The 19761-nt window shown below is 58.7% G+C and carries 21 protein-coding genes and 1 tRNA gene; 3 read left to right on the top strand and 19 right to left on the bottom strand.

Going from position 1 to position 19761, the window contains the following annotated elements; genetic code table 11:
- Positions 1-8: 8 nt before the first annotated feature.
- From AC1DUY_RS09810 to AC1DUY_RS09800, 3 genes are all read right to left on the bottom strand, one after another.
- Positions 9-1097: an acyltransferase family protein gene (locus AC1DUY_RS09810; RefSeq protein ID WP_478113861.1), complete on the bottom strand. Its 1089-nt coding sequence runs from the start codon at positions 1095-1097 to the stop codon at positions 9-11.
- Positions 1098-1209: 112 nt separating this feature from the next.
- The gene (locus AC1DUY_RS09805) at positions 1210-2175 is read right to left on the bottom strand and encodes an amidohydrolase family protein (protein ID WP_478113859.1); all 966 of its coding nucleotides are present in this window, start codon (positions 2173-2175) and stop codon (positions 1210-1212) included.
- A gap of 185 nt (positions 2176-2360) precedes the next feature.
- A complete protein-coding gene (locus tag AC1DUY_RS09800; RefSeq protein WP_478113857.1) occupies positions 2361-3173 on the bottom strand; it encodes a class I SAM-dependent methyltransferase in 813 nt (270 codons plus the stop codon).
- A 383-nt stretch (positions 3174-3556) separates the two neighbouring features.
- Between AC1DUY_RS09800 and AC1DUY_RS09795 the strand changes: the two genes are divergently transcribed.
- Positions 3557-3633: transfer RNA gene (locus AC1DUY_RS09795), tRNA-Arg, on the top strand.
- A gap of 74 nt (positions 3634-3707) precedes the next feature.
- Here the strand turns inward: AC1DUY_RS09795 and AC1DUY_RS09790 are convergent.
- Both AC1DUY_RS09790 and AC1DUY_RS09785 read right to left on the bottom strand, forming a co-directional pair.
- Entirely contained in the window at positions 3708-4799 is a 1092-nt protein-coding gene (locus AC1DUY_RS09790; protein ID WP_478113855.1) for a glycosyltransferase family 1 protein, read from the bottom strand.
- Between the two features lie 743 nt (positions 4800-5542).
- Positions 5543-5890, bottom strand: coding sequence for a hypothetical protein (locus AC1DUY_RS09785; RefSeq protein ID WP_175369203.1), 348 nt, complete (start codon positions 5888-5890; stop codon positions 5543-5545).
- A gap of 523 nt (positions 5891-6413) precedes the next feature.
- Between AC1DUY_RS09785 and AC1DUY_RS09780 the strand changes: the two genes are divergently transcribed.
- A complete protein-coding gene (locus tag AC1DUY_RS09780; RefSeq protein WP_478113853.1) occupies positions 6414-7298 on the top strand; it encodes a hypothetical protein in 885 nt (294 codons plus the stop codon).
- Between the two features lie 902 nt (positions 7299-8200).
- Positions 8201-8914: a response regulator transcription factor gene (locus AC1DUY_RS09775; RefSeq protein WP_184512373.1), complete on the top strand. Its 714-nt coding sequence runs from the start codon at positions 8201-8203 to the stop codon at positions 8912-8914.
- Between the two features lie 169 nt (positions 8915-9083).
- Here AC1DUY_RS09775 and AC1DUY_RS09770 read toward each other — a convergent pair whose 3' ends face one another.
- The 14 genes from AC1DUY_RS09770 to AC1DUY_RS09705 form a co-directional block, all read right to left on the bottom strand.
- Complete coding sequence (locus AC1DUY_RS09770; RefSeq protein ID WP_089263453.1) at positions 9084-9536, bottom strand: hypothetical protein; 453 nt, start codon at positions 9534-9536, stop codon at positions 9084-9086.
- A complete protein-coding gene (locus tag AC1DUY_RS09765) occupies positions 9533-10042 on the bottom strand; it encodes a hypothetical protein (protein WP_478113850.1) in 510 nt (169 codons plus the stop codon). The genes AC1DUY_RS09770 and AC1DUY_RS09765 overlap by 4 nt, the downstream gene beginning before the upstream one ends.
- A gap of 15 nt (positions 10043-10057) precedes the next feature.
- The gene (locus AC1DUY_RS09760; protein ID WP_478113848.1) at positions 10058-10522 is read right to left on the bottom strand and encodes a rod-binding protein; all 465 of its coding nucleotides are present in this window, start codon (positions 10520-10522) and stop codon (positions 10058-10060) included.
- A 36-nt stretch (positions 10523-10558) separates the two neighbouring features.
- Positions 10559-10954, bottom strand: a complete 396-nt coding sequence (locus AC1DUY_RS09755; protein WP_089263451.1) for a hypothetical protein — start codon at positions 10952-10954, stop codon at positions 10559-10561.
- Between the two features lie 6 nt (positions 10955-10960).
- Positions 10961-11707 carry a flagellar biosynthesis protein FliR gene (gene fliR, locus AC1DUY_RS09750; RefSeq protein ID WP_089263450.1) on the bottom strand — a complete coding sequence of 249 codons (747 nt, stop codon included), beginning with the start codon at positions 11705-11707 and terminating at the stop codon, positions 10961-10963.
- Complete coding sequence (gene flhA, locus AC1DUY_RS09745; RefSeq protein ID WP_478113846.1) at positions 11704-13791, bottom strand: flagellar biosynthesis protein FlhA; 2088 nt, start codon at positions 13789-13791, stop codon at positions 11704-11706. Before flhA ends, fliR begins: the two co-directional genes overlap by 4 nt.
- Positions 13792-13866: 75 nt before the next feature.
- Positions 13867-14133, bottom strand: a complete 267-nt coding sequence (gene fliQ / locus AC1DUY_RS09740; RefSeq protein WP_089263448.1) for a flagellar biosynthesis protein FliQ — start codon at positions 14131-14133, stop codon at positions 13867-13869.
- 3 nt (positions 14134-14136) lie between these two features.
- Positions 14137-14544, bottom strand: coding sequence for a flagellar hook assembly protein FlgD (gene flgD / locus AC1DUY_RS09735; RefSeq protein WP_441230993.1), 408 nt, complete (start codon positions 14542-14544; stop codon positions 14137-14139).
- Positions 14545-14559: 15 nt separating this feature from the next.
- On the bottom strand, positions 14560-14967 hold the full coding sequence (gene flbT / locus AC1DUY_RS09730) for a flagellar biosynthesis repressor FlbT (protein ID WP_315844274.1): 408 nt from the start codon (positions 14965-14967) through the stop codon (positions 14560-14562).
- 8 nt (positions 14968-14975) lie between these two features.
- Complete coding sequence (gene flaF / locus AC1DUY_RS09725) at positions 14976-15323, bottom strand: flagellar biosynthesis regulator FlaF (protein WP_068729866.1); 348 nt, start codon at positions 15321-15323, stop codon at positions 14976-14978.
- A 40-nt stretch (positions 15324-15363) separates the two neighbouring features.
- On the bottom strand, positions 15364-16407 hold the full coding sequence (locus AC1DUY_RS09720; protein WP_089263446.1) for a flagellar hook-associated family protein: 1044 nt from the start codon (positions 16405-16407) through the stop codon (positions 15364-15366).
- A 5-nt stretch (positions 16408-16412) separates the two neighbouring features.
- Positions 16413-17882 carry a flagellar hook-associated protein FlgK gene (gene flgK / locus AC1DUY_RS09715; protein WP_478113842.1) on the bottom strand — a complete coding sequence of 490 codons (1470 nt, stop codon included), beginning with the start codon at positions 17880-17882 and terminating at the stop codon, positions 16413-16415.
- A gap of 32 nt (positions 17883-17914) precedes the next feature.
- The gene (locus AC1DUY_RS09710) at positions 17915-19165 is read right to left on the bottom strand and encodes a flagellar hook protein FlgE (protein ID WP_120287537.1); all 1251 of its coding nucleotides are present in this window, start codon (positions 19163-19165) and stop codon (positions 17915-17917) included.
- A gap of 74 nt (positions 19166-19239) precedes the next feature.
- Positions 19240-19725: a transglycosylase SLT domain-containing protein gene (locus tag AC1DUY_RS09705; protein ID WP_478113840.1), complete on the bottom strand. Its 486-nt coding sequence runs from the start codon at positions 19723-19725 to the stop codon at positions 19240-19242.
- Positions 19726-19761 lie beyond the last annotated feature (36 nt).

Raw genomic sequence — 19761 nt, 5'->3', positions numbered from 1 at the left:
GGCAGAACCTATGCGGCTTGATGCTGTCGACCCACGGCATCAAGCCCACTGCCTGACACGAGTGTTTTGATGCCCGGTTGCCGCCTGCGCCTGATCACGCGAAGCAGCGGGTTTTCAATTGTGAGATGCACGATGATGCCCGCGCCGCCGGCTATGGCGACATAACACAGCATCATCATTGTCGATGCCTCGGGCGTCGGCAGCTGAAGCCATCGCTCATTACCTGTTTTCATGACGTCGAAAACGATCGGATGCGTGAGATAGATGGCGTAGGACGCATTACCGATCAGAATCAGCGGCTGCCAGGTTATGGCGCCGCCGGCATATTCGACAAACAGCGCACTGGCGACAATCACGACCGGCGCGGCTGCGGCGAGCGCCATATAGACCGACGGCGTGACGCTGTTTGCCCATAGCGGCCCCACGAATTGCGACCCATAGCAGAGTGCGACGAGTGCGGCGCCGATCCAGACAATGGAGCGTTGTGGTGCAGCGGGAGCAAAAACCTGCAGCGCATAGAAGATCGCGATCCCGGCGATGAAGAACTTCGTATAGTCGAAGGACAGATAGTGGCAGGCAGCCGCCGTGCAGACGGCGGCCGCGGCATAGTTCAACGCCACCAGGCATCCGACAACGATCAGCGGCGCCAGACGGCGGCTGATCACAAGCGCGGCTGCGAAGATCAGATAAAAATACACCTCGTAGTTCAGCGACCAACCGACATTCAGGATCGGATATTTGTCACCGATCGGCGCGAACATCAGGCTGCGGCCGACATAGGCCCAGAGCGGCTCGGACGAACGGCCATCCAACGGCTTTGCCCATGTCTCTGCCTCAAGCAGCGCAGATCCGAACATCACGACAAGAAGCACGGCTGTGCACAGCCAATAGAGCGGTGCGATCCGCTCCAGGCGCTTGGCGAGAAAATCGTCATCACCCTTCCGGGTGATGAAACACATGATGAAGCCGGAGATGACGAAGAAGGTGGAGACCCCGAAGAATTCGGTGTGCCAATCGCCCGCGAACTTGTAGCCGGTGTGGAAGAACACCACACCAAGGGCAGCTACGCCGCGCAACACCTGCAGATTTGACAGCATGGGGCTCCCTCGACCGCCCGTCGCGGTCGGGGGCAAACCTCTGGCAGAGACGAGAGTTCCGCCGATCCGGAACTCTTGCGGGACAAAGAAGGCGGCGAGGTGACGCCAGTGGTCAGAAGCCGTAAAGCCGTGCGGGATTGTCGACGAGGATTGTCTTGCGAAGTGCCGCGTCGGGCGCCCACACCGCGAGCTGGTTCAGCAGGCGGCCGTCGTCAATCTGAAAGAGCGGCGTGACCTCGGTCGGCTTCCTGCCAGCCGGCGTCACCGAATCCGGATGCGGCCAGTCGGTGCCCCAGATGATCCGCTCCGGATTGGCTGCGATCAGCGCCTTCGCCAGCGGTGCGACGTCCGGGTAATCCGGCCCTTGCGTCGAAGCGCGATAGGCGCCGGAAATCTTCACATAGGCCTTGCCGGTTTTGACGAGGTCGAGCAGGTCCGCAAAGCCCGGCTGATCCAGCCCGAGCCTGGCTTCCGCGCCACCGAAATGATCGAACACCAGCGGCATCGGCGCACTGGCAACAACATCCTTGATCGCGGATACCAATGGCAGATTGGTGAACATCTGGATGTGCCAGCCGCGCGTCTTCATACGCTCGATCGCGCCCTGGAGACGCTGCTTGCCGACGGCGGGATCGCTCACGCCGCTGGTCGCAAGATTGATCCGCATGCCGCGAATGCCCGCGGCCATCATGGCGTCGAGCTCGCTCTCCGGTGTCTTGTCATCGATGACGGCAACGCCGCGCGCGTCGCTGCCGCGTGCCTTCATGCCGAACAGGGTCGCCGAATTATCAGTACCGTAGATGCTGGGCGTGACGATCACCACACGCTTGACGCCGAGCGCCTTGTGCAGCGCCGCCATTTCCTCCGGCGACGCCAGTTCCGGCGTGTAGACGCGGCCTGCAAAGAACGGGAATTTTTCGGGATCGCCATGAATATGGGTGTGACAGTCGCAGGCGTCCGCAGGCACCTGGAAATTCAACGGCGTCGCCGGCTGCGCGGCCTTGCCAACCGCAAATCTATTGCTGAGCACGACCGCTCCCGCGATTGAAGAGAGCAGAACACCGCGTCTTGTGAACATTGGTTCCTCCCTGAGGTCGTGACGCCATTTTGGGCCGGCGTTCACTTGATTGAGGCCAACGTGATCGTTTCGCGATCCATGTCAAGTGTGCTTCCACATGCCGCAGAGCAAAGACGACGGGGATCGCCTTCCTGCTGCACAGCCCCATGTCGAATTGGCTGTGCAGCAGCTCGCTTGCAGTCATGTCACGGTTTGCGGACGGTCACGCGCAGGAACGTCGCCTTCACCGATGTCGTCGAAGGATCGGAGCTTTTATTCTGACTCTCGAAGAGCTTTACAAGCTCTCCCTTCAAGGTGTCGGCGCGACCATCTTTTTCAGCCGCATCGAAGGCATTCATGGTCGGGCCGTAATATGCCTTGAACTGGTCGACGAACTTTGCCGGCGGTCCGGCAAAGTTGAATTCGTAGGAGTCACGAGCGAATGAGATATTTGGCTTCGGAATGCCGGCCGAGGTGAAGCGCTCGACAACATTGTCCTCGAGCCCCCAGGTCATAGGACTTACGAAGCCTTCCGGCGGAGGGGGCGAATAGGACGAGCTGATCTTGAGGATCTGCGCCACCAGAGTGGGATCGTTCGGGATCCAGTTTCCCATCACAATCCGGCCGCCTGGCCGCGTGACGCGAACCATTTCCCTGGCAACATCCGATGGCCTGGGCGCGAACATCGCGCCGAAGATGCTGACAACGAGATCGAAACTGTCGTCCTTGATATCTTTCAGATTCGACGCATCGCCTTCCTGAAAACGACACGTAAGCCCTTCCGCCATCGCGCGCCTGTTGCCGGCCTCCACCAAATTACGTGCAATATCGACGCCCGTGACGTTTGCCCCGGCTTTTGCTGCTGGAAGCGCTGTCGTCCCATCTCCGCATCCAAGATCGAGCACATCACTTCCGCGCGTGATCCCTATCGACGCGACAAGCGCTTCGCCGCTGGCACGCATCGTCTCAGCGATACGGGTGAAATCGCCTTTCTCCCAAAGAGCCTGGTTCGCATTCATGGGACGTCCTCCGATGTTCAACGCGGGAACGGCCGGCGCCTGGGTCGGTTCGCAGAGCGGCGCCTGGGTAGCCGCAGTTATGTCACTCGGCTAGCGTTCCAGGTTCAGCATTCGCGATCGGACGATACCCCGCTGCCAAACACAGCGTGATTGAGCAAATGGGCGAGGTTCCGGGACAATCACGGGCGCAACCTCGTCCCCTCGCCCGCGCGAAATACCCGCCACACCCGCGGCGCGAACGCTTCCGCGCATCTCGACACGATGCAAACGTGCGATCGCCGCCTGAAAGAGGGCAGCGCACCCTCCAACCGAGCCGTTTTCGCCCAAAACCACCCCGGCCAGCCGTTGCCGCCGCCCGGCCAATCGGCTAAATGGACGCTCAAGCACCCGTAGCTCAGCTGGATAGAGCGTTGCCCTCCGAAGGCAAAGGTCACACGTTCGAATCGTGTCGGGTGCGCCAGATCTTGCCGCGCCGCGCTAGGCGGCCTTTGCGGGGTCAAGCCCAACGGATTGCGCCTCAGAGCTTTGCCTCCGTTAAGCCGTTCGACCATCAGCACGCAGCGTCTCGTCGATGACATAATCGACCATCGCGTCCTGCAGATGATATTTGCGAACATGCTCGCGCAGATCCAGTGCCATCTGGCGCAGATGCGGCTTGTCGCTCAGTCCGCGCTCGATCACGGCCGACAGACTGCCCGGGGTTACGTCGTACAGCAGAACATGCTCGTGTTCTCGAACGGGCGCGTGACGCTCGACCGTCGGATAGTTGAGAACCGGCACGGTCAGACATTGCGCCGCCTCGGCGGTTCGATAGCACTCCCAGCTATAGCCCGACGGCGACCAGGCCAGCCATGCGCTCGAAAGCCGCCGCAGGAACTCGTCATGCGGTAGCCTCTCATGCGGAATATCGACCTTGAGACCCTTGCTTCTCAACGCCTCGAGTTCTGAAAGACCGACACGGCGCACCCACGAATTTTCCGCGACCTCGCCAACGAAAAACACGTCAGATGTCTTTTCCGGAGGTTCGCTATCGGTATCGATCCTTGTTGCAGGAAGCGAAATGGGGCGGATCTTCGCCAGACGTTCGTTCCAGCGCCGATTGCGCCGTATGCGCCGCGTCGGAAGTGCCGGATGGGCCGAGTGGCAGAGAATGTGCCACCGATCGACGGGAAGCTCGCGTTTAAAAGCCGCGGTAGCCTTGTCGAGCAGAAAAAAGTTATGCGAGCCGACGATGAAGGCGTCGTTCATATCCAGAACGGTGATCGGCACGGGAGGCTTCACGAATCGTAGCCAGGAGACGCCGAACACTCTTGTCATCGCGGATAGCGGGCGAAGCGGTTGCCGGAAGAAAGCGCGTAGCCAGTAGCGCGGATGCCACGCCGGGCGTAGTGGCATATAGACGATGATCAGGTCGTATGCCCCGCGTCGCGCCTCACGCATCGCCTTGATAAATCGCCAGGGCGTGCAGTCGGCGAAGCCTTTCGCCGCTCGCCCGCGAGGGATCGGACGTTCCCCCGTCCAGAGCACATCCGTCTCTTCCGGATAGATATCCTTGCAGTAGTGCCAGGAGCCCAATTCGAGGATTCTCGGTCTGGTCCTATTTGGGCTTTCTGCCGTCGCACTCACCGATGGAATTCCTTAACAGACGAGGCCAGCTCACAGGAGTTGCAATAGAACGGGTATCGCCATCACGGATTGATGCGCGACACGACATGAATGCAACAAAAAAGCGCGTCTGACGAGGGCGAAGAAGGCTGCAACATGCCCGTTTGCAAGCGTTTTTGGCGAGCTGCCCTCAAGGTGCCTTTTAGCCTCTCCCAGAGCTACCTGCGATCGGACACCGGCTGTTCGCTTGCTGCACCGGCTGCAGTTTCTACAACACTCGGCGGGGACCGCTGCTCAACCTGTTGAAGGTCGGCGGGCATTCTAATTTTCATTTTCCGCACCGCGACCGCTGACGCGGCAGGATCAGTCGATGAGCGCCCCCGCGCCATCACCCATATTCCATGTCGTCAACTGGGCGCACCACGCGCCGTAGCCACATCCTCTACAGGACATGATGAAGCATAACATCCTGAGCGCGCGGCGGACTGGATCCATACCTGGTTGGTCATGAAGCTGATCGCATATCAGGGTGGACAAGGCCGAGCGTCGGCACGTCAGATAACCGAACTGTCGGAGCTGAAGCAGGCGCCACACAAGACAATCAATGTCGAGCGAATGCCAAAGGCAGAGCCCATGCCGCAATGCGGCGGGAGCACCATGCCCGTCCTCTTTCAACTCGATCCACTCCAACGATCTTGGTGACAGAAGGTCGTCAACAAAGGACTCATTTTGAATGGATCGAATTTGACAATTCGCAACGTGACTCAGTCGGCAGTGCCTTGTGGCTCGGGCGGGTCCTGATCAGGCGCATCACCAAGCGCCTTTCCCCGGGCGAGACTCCGTTCTTCCTGCACCCTGATATTATGCATCAGAGCTGTGAGGCGACGGCCAGTGATGGGCTGACCATCACCCTGGGTAACGCCCTGCGCAGCAAGGCCCGCAGCAATTTCGGTCCACGTTGCGCCGTCTTCACGGTGCATCCGCTCCAGTTCCCGAAGGTTCTTTCGAATAATTTCAGTCGCGCCGGATTTGATCTTGCCGATCGGCGAATCCTGCCGCTCGGCTTTCAACAATTTCACGTAATCGCGAAGGCTTTTGAGATCGATATCCATGGCCACGGCAATAGTGTCGGTTTCTTAAAACGCCACTTCATCAACCGATGAATAGCCCCTATCGATCTATTATCAAGATTTACGGCATTTAACTCAATGCGCGGATTTACCGATTTGATCTGATAGACTTTGGAGTGAGGCAGCTCGACTCATCTATATTTTTACGAATCAATTTCAATATTCTTTGGGTCGACTTTAATTTGATTGTCGCGCATCTCATTGATGGTGCGTGCGCCATTCTCCATTTCTTCGATCAAATCGCCAACCCGTGACGATCGTGAGATGAGCGGCTAGCAGCCGGTGACCACACGAAGACCACACCGATAACTACACAACTCCTATGCGCTCTTGTGCACGACATATCCGTGCGGACGGCACCCGATCATCGTTCGAACGAACTGCATCGTCGTGCGATGAAGATCGACCGTCGGTTGATCGTTTGCGCACACATCTATCTCGACGGCTTCGCGCAAGCTTCGCTTGTTACGCCGCTCTTACGATTTGATTGCCACTGCAGACAGTCATGACCAATGCAAAGATCAGCATGACGATGTCCAAGAAACCGTCGGATTCACAGTCGACCGCTGTGGAAAACGGCAGCATGTTTCGTGAGCAATCACCGAATTCACACTCCACGCCAAAACCTCACATCGCTGCTGCCGCCGCGATCGACGAGCTTCTCGCCAGCGAAGCGCGGGCGAATATGCAACGCGCTCGCATTTCCACCCGCGAAGAGCCGATCAAGGCAAAGGTGCGCTTCACTGTGCCGCCCGCCCGTATTGTCGCAAGACCGTTACAATCGCCGGCATGGAAAGCTCCATTCTTCTCCCTGGCGATGGTCGTCGGCCTGTCAACGCTCGTTTCCGCTGGCGCGATTGCCTATCTGCTCCTGCGGCCGATGACATCTTCAGCCGTATCTGATGCGGATCTTCGCAGCATTCGCGATTCCGTCGCGCAGCTACGACGGCAAGTTGCGGAGATGACCGGCGATGTGGCGAGCAGTCGCGCTGCCGCTGAAGCTGCCCGTACGCAGGCCGCCGAACAGGCAAGCCGCGCACAAGATCGCGCCGACCGCGAACAAACCGCTCTGGCTGCGAAATTTGCACGCATTGCCGATGAGAAAGCGCAAGCGGTACAGGTCGCAGCCACGCTGGCGAATACTGCCGATATCACCGGCACGGTGCAGCCTCAGGCGCAGCGGCCAGCAAGTACGTCACGCGAAGTTATTCCCGGCTGGCACGTGCGCCGCGCCTATGATGGCGTCGCAGTGCTCGAGGGGAAGACCGGCGTGATTGAGGTCGTGCCGGGGCAGGATGTCCCTGCTCTCGGGCGGATCCAGGAAATCAAGAACGAAAACAACCGCTGGCAGGTTCTGACCAGCAGAGGCGTCATCCTTTCAGGTCGCTGAATTGATGCCTCGATCTGACTGATCGATACTAACGGCCACGCACAGGCAGGATGCTCGTGACACGCTGGATGACTACCAAGGACGACGCCGACAAGATCGGCAACTTCGGATTCGTATCGAGCGATCCGAGCGCCCTATATGGCACGCTCTTGAGAGCGGATATCAGTATTGGCCGATGCCGACTGATATCGGACCCACGCAATCGCATGTTGCTGCCCCGCACATGACGAACAGACTCTCGCTCCATATGCCCGCGCACGACAATCAATGCGTTTTGCCGTGTGGTACTGCACTGGTTCAAACCGGTGAAGTCGCGATTGCATCTGTGACGACACGCTGTGAGATAGTTCGATGCAAAAAGGGGCCGACTAAATCGTCGCCCTTCATGAATTATCCACTTGTTAGTTTGCTTCAACTGCATGGTTTGCATGCACGACTCTTTGCAAATTTGTGCACCTCGACTACTTGATGATGCGGTATCATCTTGATGATCAGTATGCCGATTCGCGTGTGTGACAACTCGGGCAAGTTCAGCCGATCAAAGCGCCAGATATCGACGATACGGCACGCGATCGGCCACTTCCCCCGTTTTGACATTAGCGCTGGTTCGGTTCTGCCACCGACCGTGCACGACCATGAGATGTCATGTCGTGTTCACATAGCGAGAGGGAGCTCTCTGAAACTACGGATGAATGCAAGCCGGAGAATGTGAGCTGACCGCATCACAGCATTGGGTATCCCGTAAAAAGCGACCGGGCCTCCCATTTGCAAGTCAGCGAATCGCTCAAAGGCCCATCCATCCGCTCAAGTAACTGTTGTGTTGCGTCTTCAAGACAAAAATGGGGCGAGTGCGCCTAATTCGACCCCATAACGATATCAAGGCGAACACGCAGGGGATTAAAATGTTTGTTGTAATCGATGACCGAGAGGGCGTCACACAAGGCTATGCGGCCGGGTTTGATCGCGAAGGGGTTGTATCGATTGGCTTCACTTCTACAGACTTTCGCGATTGGCTGGAATGTGCCGTTGGTAATGATTTAACTGTCATTCGGGCCTTTCTGCTGGGCGATTGTCCGGATCGGACGAGCATCCCATCCAGTATCCGCAACAGGTCACGGGCGCCGATTATTGCGCTCAACAGCCTGAAGCACCTCAAGCAGACCATTGAGTTATTCGAAGCTGGCGTCGATGACGTCGTTCACGCACCGGTCCACGTCCGCGAGATCATGGCACGAACGGCAGTTATTCGCCGCCGCACCATCGATCAGCATGAACCGGCACAAACGAGCGTAATTCGTGTCTTTCTCGATGGCCGCGACCCGGAGGTTGCCGGTCGCACTTTGATTCTGCCACGACGCGAACTACGCATTCTCGAACACCTGGTCGGGCATCAGGGCAAATGGCTGACGAAGACCCAGCTCTTCAACGCCATCTACGGTCTGTTCGATGCCAGCTTCGATGAGAATGTGATCGAAAGCCATGTGAGCAAGCTGCGCAAGAAGCTACGCGATCATCTCGGCTTCGACCCGATCGAATCGAAGCGTTATATGGGTTACCGGCTGGACGATCTGAAGTCTCGTCCCGCTAACGAAGCGCCTATTTCAAAGGCGAACTAAGGCTCACGCCTTACGCGCAAGAGGACGCCGACCACGGCGTTGGCGTCCACCGCCTCCTCGAACTGCTGTGCAAGACACAGAGCTTCTAGCGCAACACGAAGTACCACACATCCACCACGCTAGATCATCGAGTATCACCGTACCACAGCGATGACCACTCGTTGTAGTCTCAGCGGCGAATCTGATCCTTCGACACATAGTTGAAATCCTGCACCAGGACTTCCTGCAGCGCCTCCGTCTGCAGACGCTTGTTGACCTGCGCGCGCACCGTCTGTGCGAATTGTGTGAGGTCGTAACGACCGAGATTCTTGAAATCGAGCTTCTGGTCGCCATAGATCATACGGAATGCTTCATCGACGACGAACGGCTCCGGCGGCACCGGCAGCTGACGCAGGACTTTGGCGTTAGCGGTGAAGACGAGTTGGGTGACGATATAGCCCTGAACGCTGCCGTCGGCGATCATCGGCACATTGATCACCTTGACCTTTTCATAAACCAGACCTTCAGGTTGGTCCTGCTTCGCGGGCAATGCGGCCGCAGTCTCCTTCCAGTAGGAGATCCCGAAACTGGTACCCACAGTGACGAGGCAGGCCCAAATGCCCGTGATCAGCAGCTTCATCATTTGCGCTTGCCTGCGATCGCCAGGGAATAGGTGCCGTCCGATTCAACCTCCTGGATCGAACGCGCGATGATGGCCGAGACCTCACGCACCGCATCGAGATGGATCTGTAACGCCGCTTGATTACGGATCAGGCTGGCGCGCAACAGTGTGAGTTGCGGCGTGACGCGCGGATCGTTCTTGATGTCCTGAGTCAGCCGCATCGCACGAGTCAGCTCGAGCAGACCACGGTTCTTGCGCTGACTGAAGCCGTCGAAGTCCACTACGGCGCGAACCTCAAGCTTCTCCGTCTCTTCGTCGATGGTTGCTTTTAACCGATCAATCGCGGTCAGCGCGCTGCTTTGGGTGCCGAGCCATTGACCAGGCGTATCGTCCGCCTCGCCGAAAATGGGGGCTTCCTGCACTGCCGACTCAGGAAGGTCGGTCTCAGGCAAGGCCAGAGCCTGCGCCTCGACGGGGATGACTGAGGTCTGCTGTTCGATCTGTTCCATGTCGATCTCTACTGTCATGGCCGGATTCGGCCGTTAGCCTTCGGAAGTTGGAGCCGATGTCGGGCGCGATTTGGCCAGTTGCTTGGCGATGCCGACGCCGTTGCCCTTGGCCATTTCATTGCCGATCTGCTCGGCGAGCATCGAACGCCAGACATTGCCGGCGGTACCCTTGCCGAATACGTCCTCCGCATCCTTCGGCAGCATCGTTTCCACGAACATCTGCAGCACGAAGGCTTCGAACTTGCGGTAGACCGGATTGCTTCCCTCAGCCTTCCGGATGATCGGCGTTGACGCTATCTCTCCGCCGCTGACGGGGGCAGACTTTGAGCTCTGGGCGGCCTGCCCTGCGGCAAACTCGTCGGCGACCGCAGATGCGAAGTTCGCCCCGCCCGCCGGCGCCATACGCTCAAGCCTCGTTGCCGCGACACGTTGAGCGGCCGGATCCGCCGCCTTCATGACATCCGCGATCAGATCGTTCGATACCGGGGCCACTGTCATGACATACCCTGCGCAACTGTCAGAATTCCCATCGGTCTATGCTCCCTCGATCGACCGCCGTGCGGCCTTGTCGATCTCGTCGTCCAGAACCCGCTTTTCGTCGGCCCGAACCGTGCGTCCGACCGCCGACTTCACCATTTTCAGCGCATGTTTCAGCTTGCGGCCTTCGTCGCGCGCATGCGCCGCCAGTCTTTCCCTGGTCTTGGCTACGACGCCTTGCTCGATGCTAGCGGCGCGCAGACTTTGGCTGGCGGTCTGCACGGCCAAATCCGGAAGCTTGCTCTCATCATTGAACCCTTCCAGAATGAGGCGCTGCTTCTCCTCGAGCTGGTTCTCCCGTGCCTGGCATTCCATCAGCTGCCACTCGGCAATCCGGTGCAGCCTGGCCTGCACGGCGGCGATACGGCGGATCTTGTGGTCGCGCTTCTGCATGGTTCGTCACCCGGACAGCCAGGATGCGAAAGCGATGCTGAATTGCAGCACCATTTCGCGGCCCGTGAGATAGAGCAGCAACAGACCGCCAGTGAGTACAAAGGGAATCGAGATAAAGTAGACGGGAATGCTTGGCGTCAGTTTATTGGCGAGACCAACCGCGAAATTGACGATGACAGCATAGACGACGAAGGGACTTGCGACCCGGAGCGCCAGCGTAAAGGCCATGGAGAGATGATCTACGAGTTGCGTCAACCCGCCCTCGGCGCTGATCCCGGTTGCCGGCAACCAGATCTGATAGGACCCGACCAGGCCGCGCAACAATTCCCAATGCTGGTCGGTTACAAAGAAGACCACCGTCGCAGTCAGCGTGATCAGCGGCACCAGCGCTGGCACATGCTCGCCATCGTCGGCGACACCAGGGAGGGTCAGACCGATCCCCGATGCGACGAATGTGGCCATCGTTTCCAGCGCAGCGAAGAACATGCGTGCCGTGAGTCCGATGACCAGGCCCACCATCAGCTCGGACATGATCAGGCGGAGGAGATCAGGCGCCGTCGCCGCTTCCACAGCCGGGCGAACCGTGGACTCCAGCAGGGGCGTGAGCATCAGGGTGACGCTGATAGCGAGGAACAACCGGATCTGCGTCGGGATATTGACGCGGGAATAGCCCGGCGCCACCATCATGCAAGTCCCGATGCGGCAAAAGATCAGGAACGTAGCCAGGATGGAGACGGAGCTGCTTGCGATCAAGACACAGCTCCGAGTGACATTACCTCGGCTCCACGTGCGATCTCCACATGCGACAGCACCGGCAGCGTGGGGAACATGCGCTCGGTGATCATACGAACATAAGGACGGACGTCAGGCGGCGCGACCAGCACCGCAGTGTCGCCATTGGCAGCCGCCTTGCGGACCGCAACCGACACGTCATCCGCAAATTGCTCGACCAGCCGCGGATCGGCGTCGAATTCCACGATCTCACCCTTGCCGTCGCGCTTGATGCTCTGATGGAAGGCGAGGTCCCAGCGATTGCCGAGGCGGAGCACCTTGAGCACGCCGTTGTCGGCGAAATCACCGCAGATCTGCTGCGCAATGCGCATCCGTACGTGTTCGGCCACATGCTCGGACCGACGCACATGCGGCGCGATCTCGGCGATGGCTTCCAGAATGAGATGCAGATTGCGGATCGAGATCCGCTCTGCCAGCAGAAGCTTGAACACCGCCTGCAGTCCTGAATAAGAAATCTGCGATGGCACCATATCCTCGATCAGCCGCTTGTATTCGGGATCGAGCCGTTCAATCAGTGCGCGGGTGTCCTTGTAGGTAAGGAGCTGGGCCAGATTGTTGCGGACAACCTCACTGAGATGTGTGAGCAGCACCGAGATATTGTCAGCGATCTTGAATCCATCCTGTTTGACTTCATCAATAAACGTCTCCGGAACCCACATCGCCTTCATCCCGAAAGCGGGTTCGATTGTCTCGTCGCCCGGAACATCTGGCTTCCGATCGCCGTCAAACAACACGAGAGACTCGCCGATACGTAATTCGTGATGGGCCACGACGGTGCCGTAGATCTTGATACGATATGACTTCGGCCCGATGGAGAGGTCATCGGTCAGCTTGATCTCGGGAATGACGAAGCCATATTGGGCAGCGAAACGCCGCCGAACCTTGGCGACGCGATGCGCCAATTCCCCATGGGCATTCAGCATCTGGATCGCAAGCTGGCTACCGACGCAGAGCTCGACATCGGAGGTCTTGAGCAATTCCTTGACGGAATCCCTGTTCTCGATCTGCACCTTTTCCTGAACCTGCGCGATGCGCGCCTGTTCCACCTTCGCGCGGGCGGCCTGCTGGCGCGGGAGCGTAAAGCTCATGAAGGCCATGGCGCTGCCAAGCAGCGCGAAGGGCAGGAATGGCAGGCCGGGGAGCAGACCGAGCGCGAACATCATCATCGCGGCAACTGACTGGGCGCGCGGATACTTTCCGAGCTGCTTCAGCACCATCTGCTCGGCAGAGCCGCGGGTGCCGCCCTTGGAGACGAGCAGACCGGCCGAGAGCGACACGATCAGCGCGGGGATCTGCGAGACCAGGCCGTCACCAACGGAGAGCTTGGTGAAGACGTCAGCGGCGCGTGACAGTTCCATGCCATGATGAGTGACGCCGATGATGATGCCACCAAAGATGTTGATGGCCGTGATGATCAGGCCGGCAATGGCGTCGCCGCGCACGAATTTCGAGGCACCATCCATGGCGCCGAAGAACGAACTCTCCTCCTCCAGCTCGTGGCGCCGGCGCTGCGCTTCCTTGTCATCGATCAGACCCGCCGACAGGTCGGCGTCGATCGCCATTTGCTTGCCCGGAATAGCGTCAAGCGAAAAACGAGCACCGACTTCGGCGATACGCGTCGCACCCTTGGTGATCACTACGAAATTCACGGTAACGAGAATTGCAAAGATGATCAGACCGATGACGAAATCACCGCCCATCACGAATTTGGCGAAGCCGGCGACGACATAGCCGGCGGCGTGTTCTCCCTCACCGCCATGCGACAGGATCACGCGTGTGGTCGCCACGTTGAGCGCCAAACGCAGGATGGTCGCGATCAGTAGCACGGTCGGAAATGCCGAGAAATCCAGCGGCCGCTGAATCCATAGCGACACCATTAGGATCAGCGCGGACAACGCGATCGAGAAGGCCAGGCCGAGGTCGATCAGGATCGTCGGAACCGGCAGCACCAGCATCACCAGAATGGTGACGATGCCGAATGCAAAGGCCACGTCCGTGCCGGCCCGCCGTTCGGCCGGCAGGGCTGAAATCATTACGTCGGCCATGGCAAGTCTCGCGCGAATATCATGGCCGCACTGTGCAGCGCCGACCTTGCGTGAAGATGGTGAAGACGGTGGCGGCTAGAAGCCGCGCTCGATCCGGCCGTAGAGCACTTCGGTGAAGGCAAAGATGTGGGCTCCCATGAAGGAGCCGGTGACGGCGACCACGATTAACATCACCACGATCTTGGGGATGAAGGTCAGCGTCATTTCCTGTACCTGGGTCAGCGCCTGCAGGAGGGCAATGACGATGCCGACGAACATCGCGGAACCGACCGCCGGGCCGGCGGCAACGATGATGGTCCAGATCGCCTGTTGGGCGATATCGAGGGCGTCGCGCTCGTTCATGGCTCAGCTGATCGTGATGCCGGGTCCAAGAGAAACCTTGACCCCGTTCTCGAGCGTCGCGACCGCACCGCCCTGAATGATATAGACTTCCTTGATCTTGCCGGTCGTGCTCGTTCCGCTTTCATCCGTAAATGAAGCGGTGCGGCCGATCAGTCCTTCTGCTTGGGTGATTGCGCTGGTCGATAGCAGCGTATCGAGCTTTGCATTGGTCTGAACCGCCTGCTCGACGGACGACAGCTGTGCAAGCTGGCTCATATATTCGGTTGAATCGGTCGGATTGGTGGGATCCTGGTTGCGCATCTGCGCGATCAGAAGCTGCAGGAAGCCGTTGTAGTCGATCATGTTGGTCGACGACGTCGATGACGTCGTGCTTGTGGTGGATTTCGCGGTATCTACGCCGTTGACGATCATCTCGCTCTCCCTAGGTTAGGCCACGACCGGCAGCAGCATGTCGGCGCCGCTCAGGATCGCCTGTTCGACTTCGAACAGAGCCCGGATCTTCCGCAACGCCTCGTAATAACGTTTAGCCTCGACGAGCTCCTCGATCGCATCGAGGCCCTGCAACAACTCCTTGTTGTCCGCCGCCGCGTAGATCGCGCAGCGCTGATGCCCAAAGACCGCACGCGCCTGTTCGATATCGCCCGGGCTCATCAACATCAGTTGCACAACGAAATAGAGCTGCCGAAGCGGCGTTGTCGCATCGGCGACCTGCATGACCTGACTTTCGAGCAGGAAAGTCACGTCGTTGATCAGTTCCAGCGTCACCTTACGGTCGACCCGCAAAACTGCGCCGTTAATATAGATTTTCTCGCCCGATCGCAGCGATATGCACATTGGCTTCTTCATGCCAGCGAATCCCGGATGACGATATTGATCGCAACGAGATCGCTCACGTCCGACAACTGCCCTTCACGGAGGCGCTCGGCTTCCTTGATGACCCAGAGACCAATCGAAATCAGTTGCGCTCGCAACTGCTCCGGCAGGCCGTTTCGTGGATTCGACAGATCTTGTATGAAGAAGGTCCAGAGATTACGAATATAGAGTAAGGCATCTGTTTCTTCGGATGAAGCAAGCGCTCCGCTCTGGATTTTCTGAAGTAGTTTAATTCCGTGATTGAGCGCTTGTTGTTCCCTGGATCGCGCCTCGCGGCCGCTATCCTCGATTTCCGCGTCGTAACCTGCCAGTGTCATTTCAATCGATAACCTGTTGCTTCATAGATCAGCCCACCTATCAGAGATAATTGAGGATGCTGAGGTTCTGAATTTGCGCGGTCAGCGCATGCGACATCTCCAACTGATTTTTCAGGGAGTTGACCCGGACGGATGCCTCTTCCGGATCGACCACTTCCATAGCGTTGATCTGCTTGTTGACGATGTCGGTCTGCACCTTGAGACGACTGGTAGCATTTGTTGTCTGTTCCTGCGCGGTTCCGAGGCGTGCACCGACACTCGCAAGGTCGGACACCGAACCGCCGACCAGCAGCAGCGCCTTGTCTGTAACGGCCTGGAACGCGCTCTGATTCAGAGTTTCCAGACCAAGCCCGCTGAGCATCGTGTAGGCCATCGCCAGGTTCCGGAATGCCTTGTCATTGGCGCTGGCGGAGGAATCGACGGTTTGTGTCGTAGAGATGCGACTGCGCATGACCTGATCGGATGCCGAAGACCAGTTCGTTCCCCAGGCCGGATCGTCGAATTCGGTCGCAAACGCATTGTCGAGGAAGTTATTCATGGCGGCGGGGGTGATATTTACGGCAGCCACGTCACCGGGCGGAAAACCAAAAGCGGCAGTAAAGGCCGCATCGATCGCCGTCTTGCTGGCCGAACCGGTCTGATAAGGCGTCATCGGCTGTTGCGCCGTGTTGATGCCGGCGAACAGATATTGCCCGTCCATCGAAACATTGAGCGTCGTAAGAAGCGACTGGAGGTTCGACGCCGCCGGCTGGGCGATGATGACGCCGCCATTTGCCGAATTGCGCGCCGCCAGCAGATCCTTCTGGAAGGACTGTGCCGTCTCGATCAATTGCGAAACACGCTCCTGCGTGACGTCCAGGCGGGCACTCACGAGTGCATTGGTATCGACGATTTTCTCCATATCGAGAAGCTCCGCACGCAGGGTCACGTCGCGACCCGTGAGTGCACCAAGACTCCCCCCGACGTCAGCGAGTCTTCCTGTCGTCGCCTCCTTGGTGGCCTTTGAGATCGCCACCTGGCTTTTCGACGCGGAGATGCGCAGGGTGGTCGAGATCGAGTTCGATGAAATGAAATTTGTAGCCATATCGATTACCCCACCGCCATCAGAAGTTCTTTCAGCATGTCGTCGATCGTTGAGATCAGTTTCGACGATGCCGAGAAAGTGCGTTCGACCTGCAACATGAAGGTCATCTCATCATCCATGTTGACGCCATTGACGTTCGACAACGCATCGGCGCTGCGCTCCAGGAGCGTCTGGCTATAGGTGGCGTCGTCGCCGACGCTCTTGCGTTGCGATTCCAGCCAACTCACCGAGGAGCCGGCAAAGTCGATGAGGCTGCCGCTAGGCTTACCGAGCGCGGCCGGATCATAGGTTCGGGATGCCGCCATGCCATCGACGAGGCCCTGAATGCGGGCGAAGAAACCCGCCTCACCGCCGGCATTGTAGACATAATTGACGCCATTGATCCCACCATCGCGGATCAGGCTCGGATTGCCGCCAAGGGCCTGATCGACCAGGGCCGTCACCTTGATCGTCCCGGCGAGCCCGGTATTGATCACGCCCGTGGTCGGCATTCCGGGTCCACCGGCATAGGTGAAGAGGCCGGCTTGGTCTGGTCCAGCGGCAGCACTCTGATCCTTCTCGGCAAAAATCTCGATCACGGCGCGCGCAACTTCGTCGAGCTGATTCTGATAGGTCACCATCTTGTCGTCGCGAAGCGTCGCGAGACCAGCGAGCTTGCCGGAGCCGATCGGCATGATCGCGTTAGCGCCGGTAACGGGAACGCCATCGATGACCACAGCGTTACCCGTTGTGACGGCCGTGTAGGAATTTGTCGGAGCGAAGGTTACGGAGCGAGCGGTACGCTCGAACAACGTGACCCCGGAATCCGTATAGACAACCATGTCATTGTTTGCGCGGGTGGCAAACGTGATCCCAACCTCCTGGGACAGCTTCGACAGGATACTATCGCGCGTATCAAGGTAGTCGGTGACGTCGGAGCCGGAGATCGTTCCCTTGATGATCGCCGTATTAACCGTCTCGAATTGCGCCAGAAGCTGATTGATATTCCCGACCGACGTCGCCATTTCGGCGTCGGCATCCGCGCGGACAGTCTGCACGGTGTTGGTCGAATCGTTCAGCGATGCGGCAACATTTTTGGCCGCCGTGACGGCGGAATTCGCGAACGTTACGTTATCTGGCGCCGATGCATATTGCTGCAGGGCGCTTTTCAGCTTGGCCAGTTGCGCCGCGGCAGACTGATCGAGCTCGGGGTCGTCGATAGTGACAGCCGCAACCTTCTGCAGACCGTTATAAAGGGCATCCTGCTGTGCCGTGGTTGAAACCGCCTTGACGACATTGTTGAACAGACCGGTGCTGGCGGCCCGCTGAATACCACTGACATAGACACCGCTGCCCGGCTGGGAAACGATCAGAGCATTCTTGCGGGAGTAGCCGTCCTGATGCAGGCCGGCGACGTTGCGCGAGATGACGGAAGACTGGACGCCCGACGCCATAAGCGACGAGCGGGCCGAATTGAGTGCGACCGTAAGTGACATTGGAGACTCCCGTCAGTGATCCGCGCTGTGCGCTAGCGCTTCAGGTTGACGAGTACGTCGAGCAGGTCAGCGCCGGTCTGGAACACCTTGGAATTCGCGGTGTAGCCACGCTGCGACTCGATCATCGCCGTGAGCTCGTTGGCCAGATCGACGTTGGATGCTTCGAGCGCTTCCGGCTTGATGGTACCGAGACCGCTATTGCCCGCGAAATCAACCTGGATGTTGCCGGAGTTGGTGCTGATCGAATAGACATTCCCGACTTCGGGCGAGAGATTGTCGGGACTCGGTACCGTCGCCAGCGGGATCTTGTAGCTCGCGATTCGCGTGCCGTCGTCGAAGATCGAATACATGGTGCCGTCTGAGCTCACCTCCACACGGTCGAGTGCGCTCGGCGCGTTGCCGTTGGTCGTGGCCTTGAACTGGAACTCGTCCGCGACCTGCGTCATACTCGACATATCGAAAGTGACGGGCGAGCCGCCCGGGATTGTGAAGGCCATCGAGGTCGGGCTCGCGGCAGCGAGGCGGCCCTTGCCGGTGGCGCTGACGTCGAAGGTAAATGTCTGGGTGGTGCCCAGCTGCGACCCGGCTGCATAGGGGAAGCCGCCGCCTGCTGCCGCGCCTGCGCTGTTGTAGATCTGCACATCCCATGTATTGGCGGCTGTCTTGAACATATACATGTCAAGTTTCACCGCATTTCCAATATTATCGTAGGTGATGACCGACGTTTTCGACGTAAAGTTCGGCGGTCCGGCGCTGATCGCAGCATTGGAATCCAGGTTGGCGCTACTGATACCTGCCTGGGTCGTCGGATTTCCCAGCAAGGACTGCTGCGCGATGTTTACGACCTCGAGATTGCCGAGGCCGTTGGCAACGACGTTCGGCTGGGCGCCATTCTTGATGTTGTAACCCATCAGATAGTAGCCACCGGTATTGTAGAGATTGCCCTGGCCATCCGGAACAAAAGAGCCAGCGCGCGTGAGGTAAGGCGTGCCACCCGCATCGCTGACAACGAAAAAGCCATTGCCCTGAATCATCATATCGGTCGCAGAAGTCGTGTAATTCGCCGTACCGGGATCAGAGATCGCGTAACGAACCTGCGTCTCGACGCTGCCGGAATTGTAGTTTCCGGTTCCGCTGCGAAGGATAAGGGAGGAGAATTCCGTCGAGGCGCGCTTGTAGCCTGTGGTATTCACGTTGGCGATATTGTCAGCGACCGTCGCCAGTTTGTTCGACTGCGCGTTCATGCCGGAGCCGCCTGTGCGCATCACCCCATACAGACTCATCGATTATCCTCCGTTTCACGTGTGAAGTATTAGAATTGAAGTTGCTTGTGCGAGGCTGGCGGTTATCCACAGGGTCATCGTGACGCAGTGCGTTCCGCGCAGAAGTCGCGTGCCTTGCTCGTCCATGACCCGAATCCGCTCGCGACAAGACTGCCGATAACACTGCAGATGTAGCGTTTTTGGCCGATGATATTGGTCGGCCCGGCATTGTAGCGCGCGACAGCCATCGTCCAGTTTCCCTCGCGCTCACGCAGATCCTTCAGAAACCGCGCGGCATAGTCGACATTGCGCGCGGGATCAAACATCGCCTCTACACTTGGGAACTTCTCCCCGTGATAGCGATGATTTATCTGCATGCAGCCGAGATCGACCAGCTTCGCGCCCTTGCTCTTCTCCTCGGCGAAGCGCGCAACGGCATTGCGCAGATCGGTGGCCAGCACTGTCCTGCCATCGACATTGAGCGCATAGGGATTTAGCATACCCTTGCGCCCGGTCTCGCTCAGACCGACCGCAAACAGCACACCCAGCGGCACATTATGGCGGCGGGCAGCGCTCGCCATCTCCCGTTCGCACGGTCCCTCGGCACGAGCACCAGT

This window comes from Tardiphaga sp. P4_G1 (assembly GCF_056401215.1).
The sequence above is the reverse complement of the archived record's forward strand: the minus strand, read 5'-3'. Positions and strand labels throughout refer to the sequence as shown.

Excerpts from the sequence above, each read along its gene's own strand:
- flhA (WP_478113846.1), bottom strand. The coding sequence starts at position 13,791 with ATGGCCGACGTAATGATTTCAGCCCTGCCGGCCGAACGGCGGGCCGGC.
- AC1DUY_RS09755 (WP_089263451.1), bottom strand. The coding sequence starts at position 10,954 with ATGCAGAAGCGCGACCACAAGATCCGCCGTATCGCCGCCGTGCAGGCC.
- flbT (WP_315844274.1), bottom strand. The coding sequence starts at position 14,967 with ATGTGCATATCGCTGCGATCGGGCGAGAAAATCTATATTAACGGCGCA.
- AC1DUY_RS09805 (WP_478113859.1), bottom strand. The coding sequence starts at position 2,175 with ATGTTCACAAGACGCGGTGTTCTGCTCTCTTCAATCGCGGGAGCGGTC.
- flgK (WP_478113842.1), bottom strand. The coding sequence starts at position 17,882 with ATGTCACTTACGGTCGCACTCAATTCGGCCCGCTCGTCGCTTATGGCG.
- flgD (WP_441230993.1), bottom strand. The coding sequence starts at position 14,544 with ATGATCGTCAACGGCGTAGATACCGCGAAATCCACCACAAGCACGACG.
- AC1DUY_RS09705 (WP_478113840.1), bottom strand. The coding sequence starts at position 19,725 with ATGGCGAGCGCTGCCCGCCGCCATAATGTGCCGCTGGGTGTGCTGTTT.
- AC1DUY_RS09800 (WP_478113857.1), bottom strand. The coding sequence starts at position 3,173 with ATGAATGCGAACCAGGCTCTTTGGGAGAAAGGCGATTTCACCCGTATC.
- AC1DUY_RS09810 (WP_478113861.1), bottom strand. The coding sequence starts at position 1,097 with ATGCTGTCAAATCTGCAGGTGTTGCGCGGCGTAGCTGCCCTTGGTGTG.
- AC1DUY_RS09775 (WP_184512373.1), top strand. The coding sequence starts at position 8,201 with ATGTTTGTTGTAATCGATGACCGAGAGGGCGTCACACAAGGCTATGCG.
- fliQ (WP_089263448.1), bottom strand. The coding sequence starts at position 14,133 with ATGAACGAGCGCGACGCCCTCGATATCGCCCAACAGGCGATCTGGACC.
- AC1DUY_RS09780 (WP_478113853.1), top strand. The coding sequence starts at position 6,414 with ATGACCAATGCAAAGATCAGCATGACGATGTCCAAGAAACCGTCGGAT.
- AC1DUY_RS09785 (WP_175369203.1), bottom strand. The coding sequence starts at position 5,890 with ATGGATATCGATCTCAAAAGCCTTCGCGATTACGTGAAATTGTTGAAA.
- AC1DUY_RS09765 (WP_478113850.1), bottom strand. The coding sequence starts at position 10,042 with ATGACAGTAGAGATCGACATGGAACAGATCGAACAGCAGACCTCAGTC.
- AC1DUY_RS09760 (WP_478113848.1), bottom strand. The coding sequence starts at position 10,522 with ATGACAGTGGCCCCGGTATCGAACGATCTGATCGCGGATGTCATGAAG.
- AC1DUY_RS09720 (WP_089263446.1), bottom strand. The coding sequence starts at position 16,407 with ATGGCTACAAATTTCATTTCATCGAACTCGATCTCGACCACCCTGCGC.
- AC1DUY_RS09710 (WP_120287537.1), bottom strand. The coding sequence starts at position 19,165 with ATGAGTCTGTATGGGGTGATGCGCACAGGCGGCTCCGGCATGAACGCG.
- flaF (WP_068729866.1), bottom strand. The coding sequence starts at position 15,323 with ATGACACTGGCAGGTTACGACGCGGAAATCGAGGATAGCGGCCGCGAG.
- AC1DUY_RS09770 (WP_089263453.1), bottom strand. The coding sequence starts at position 9,536 with ATGATGAAGCTGCTGATCACGGGCATTTGGGCCTGCCTCGTCACTGTG.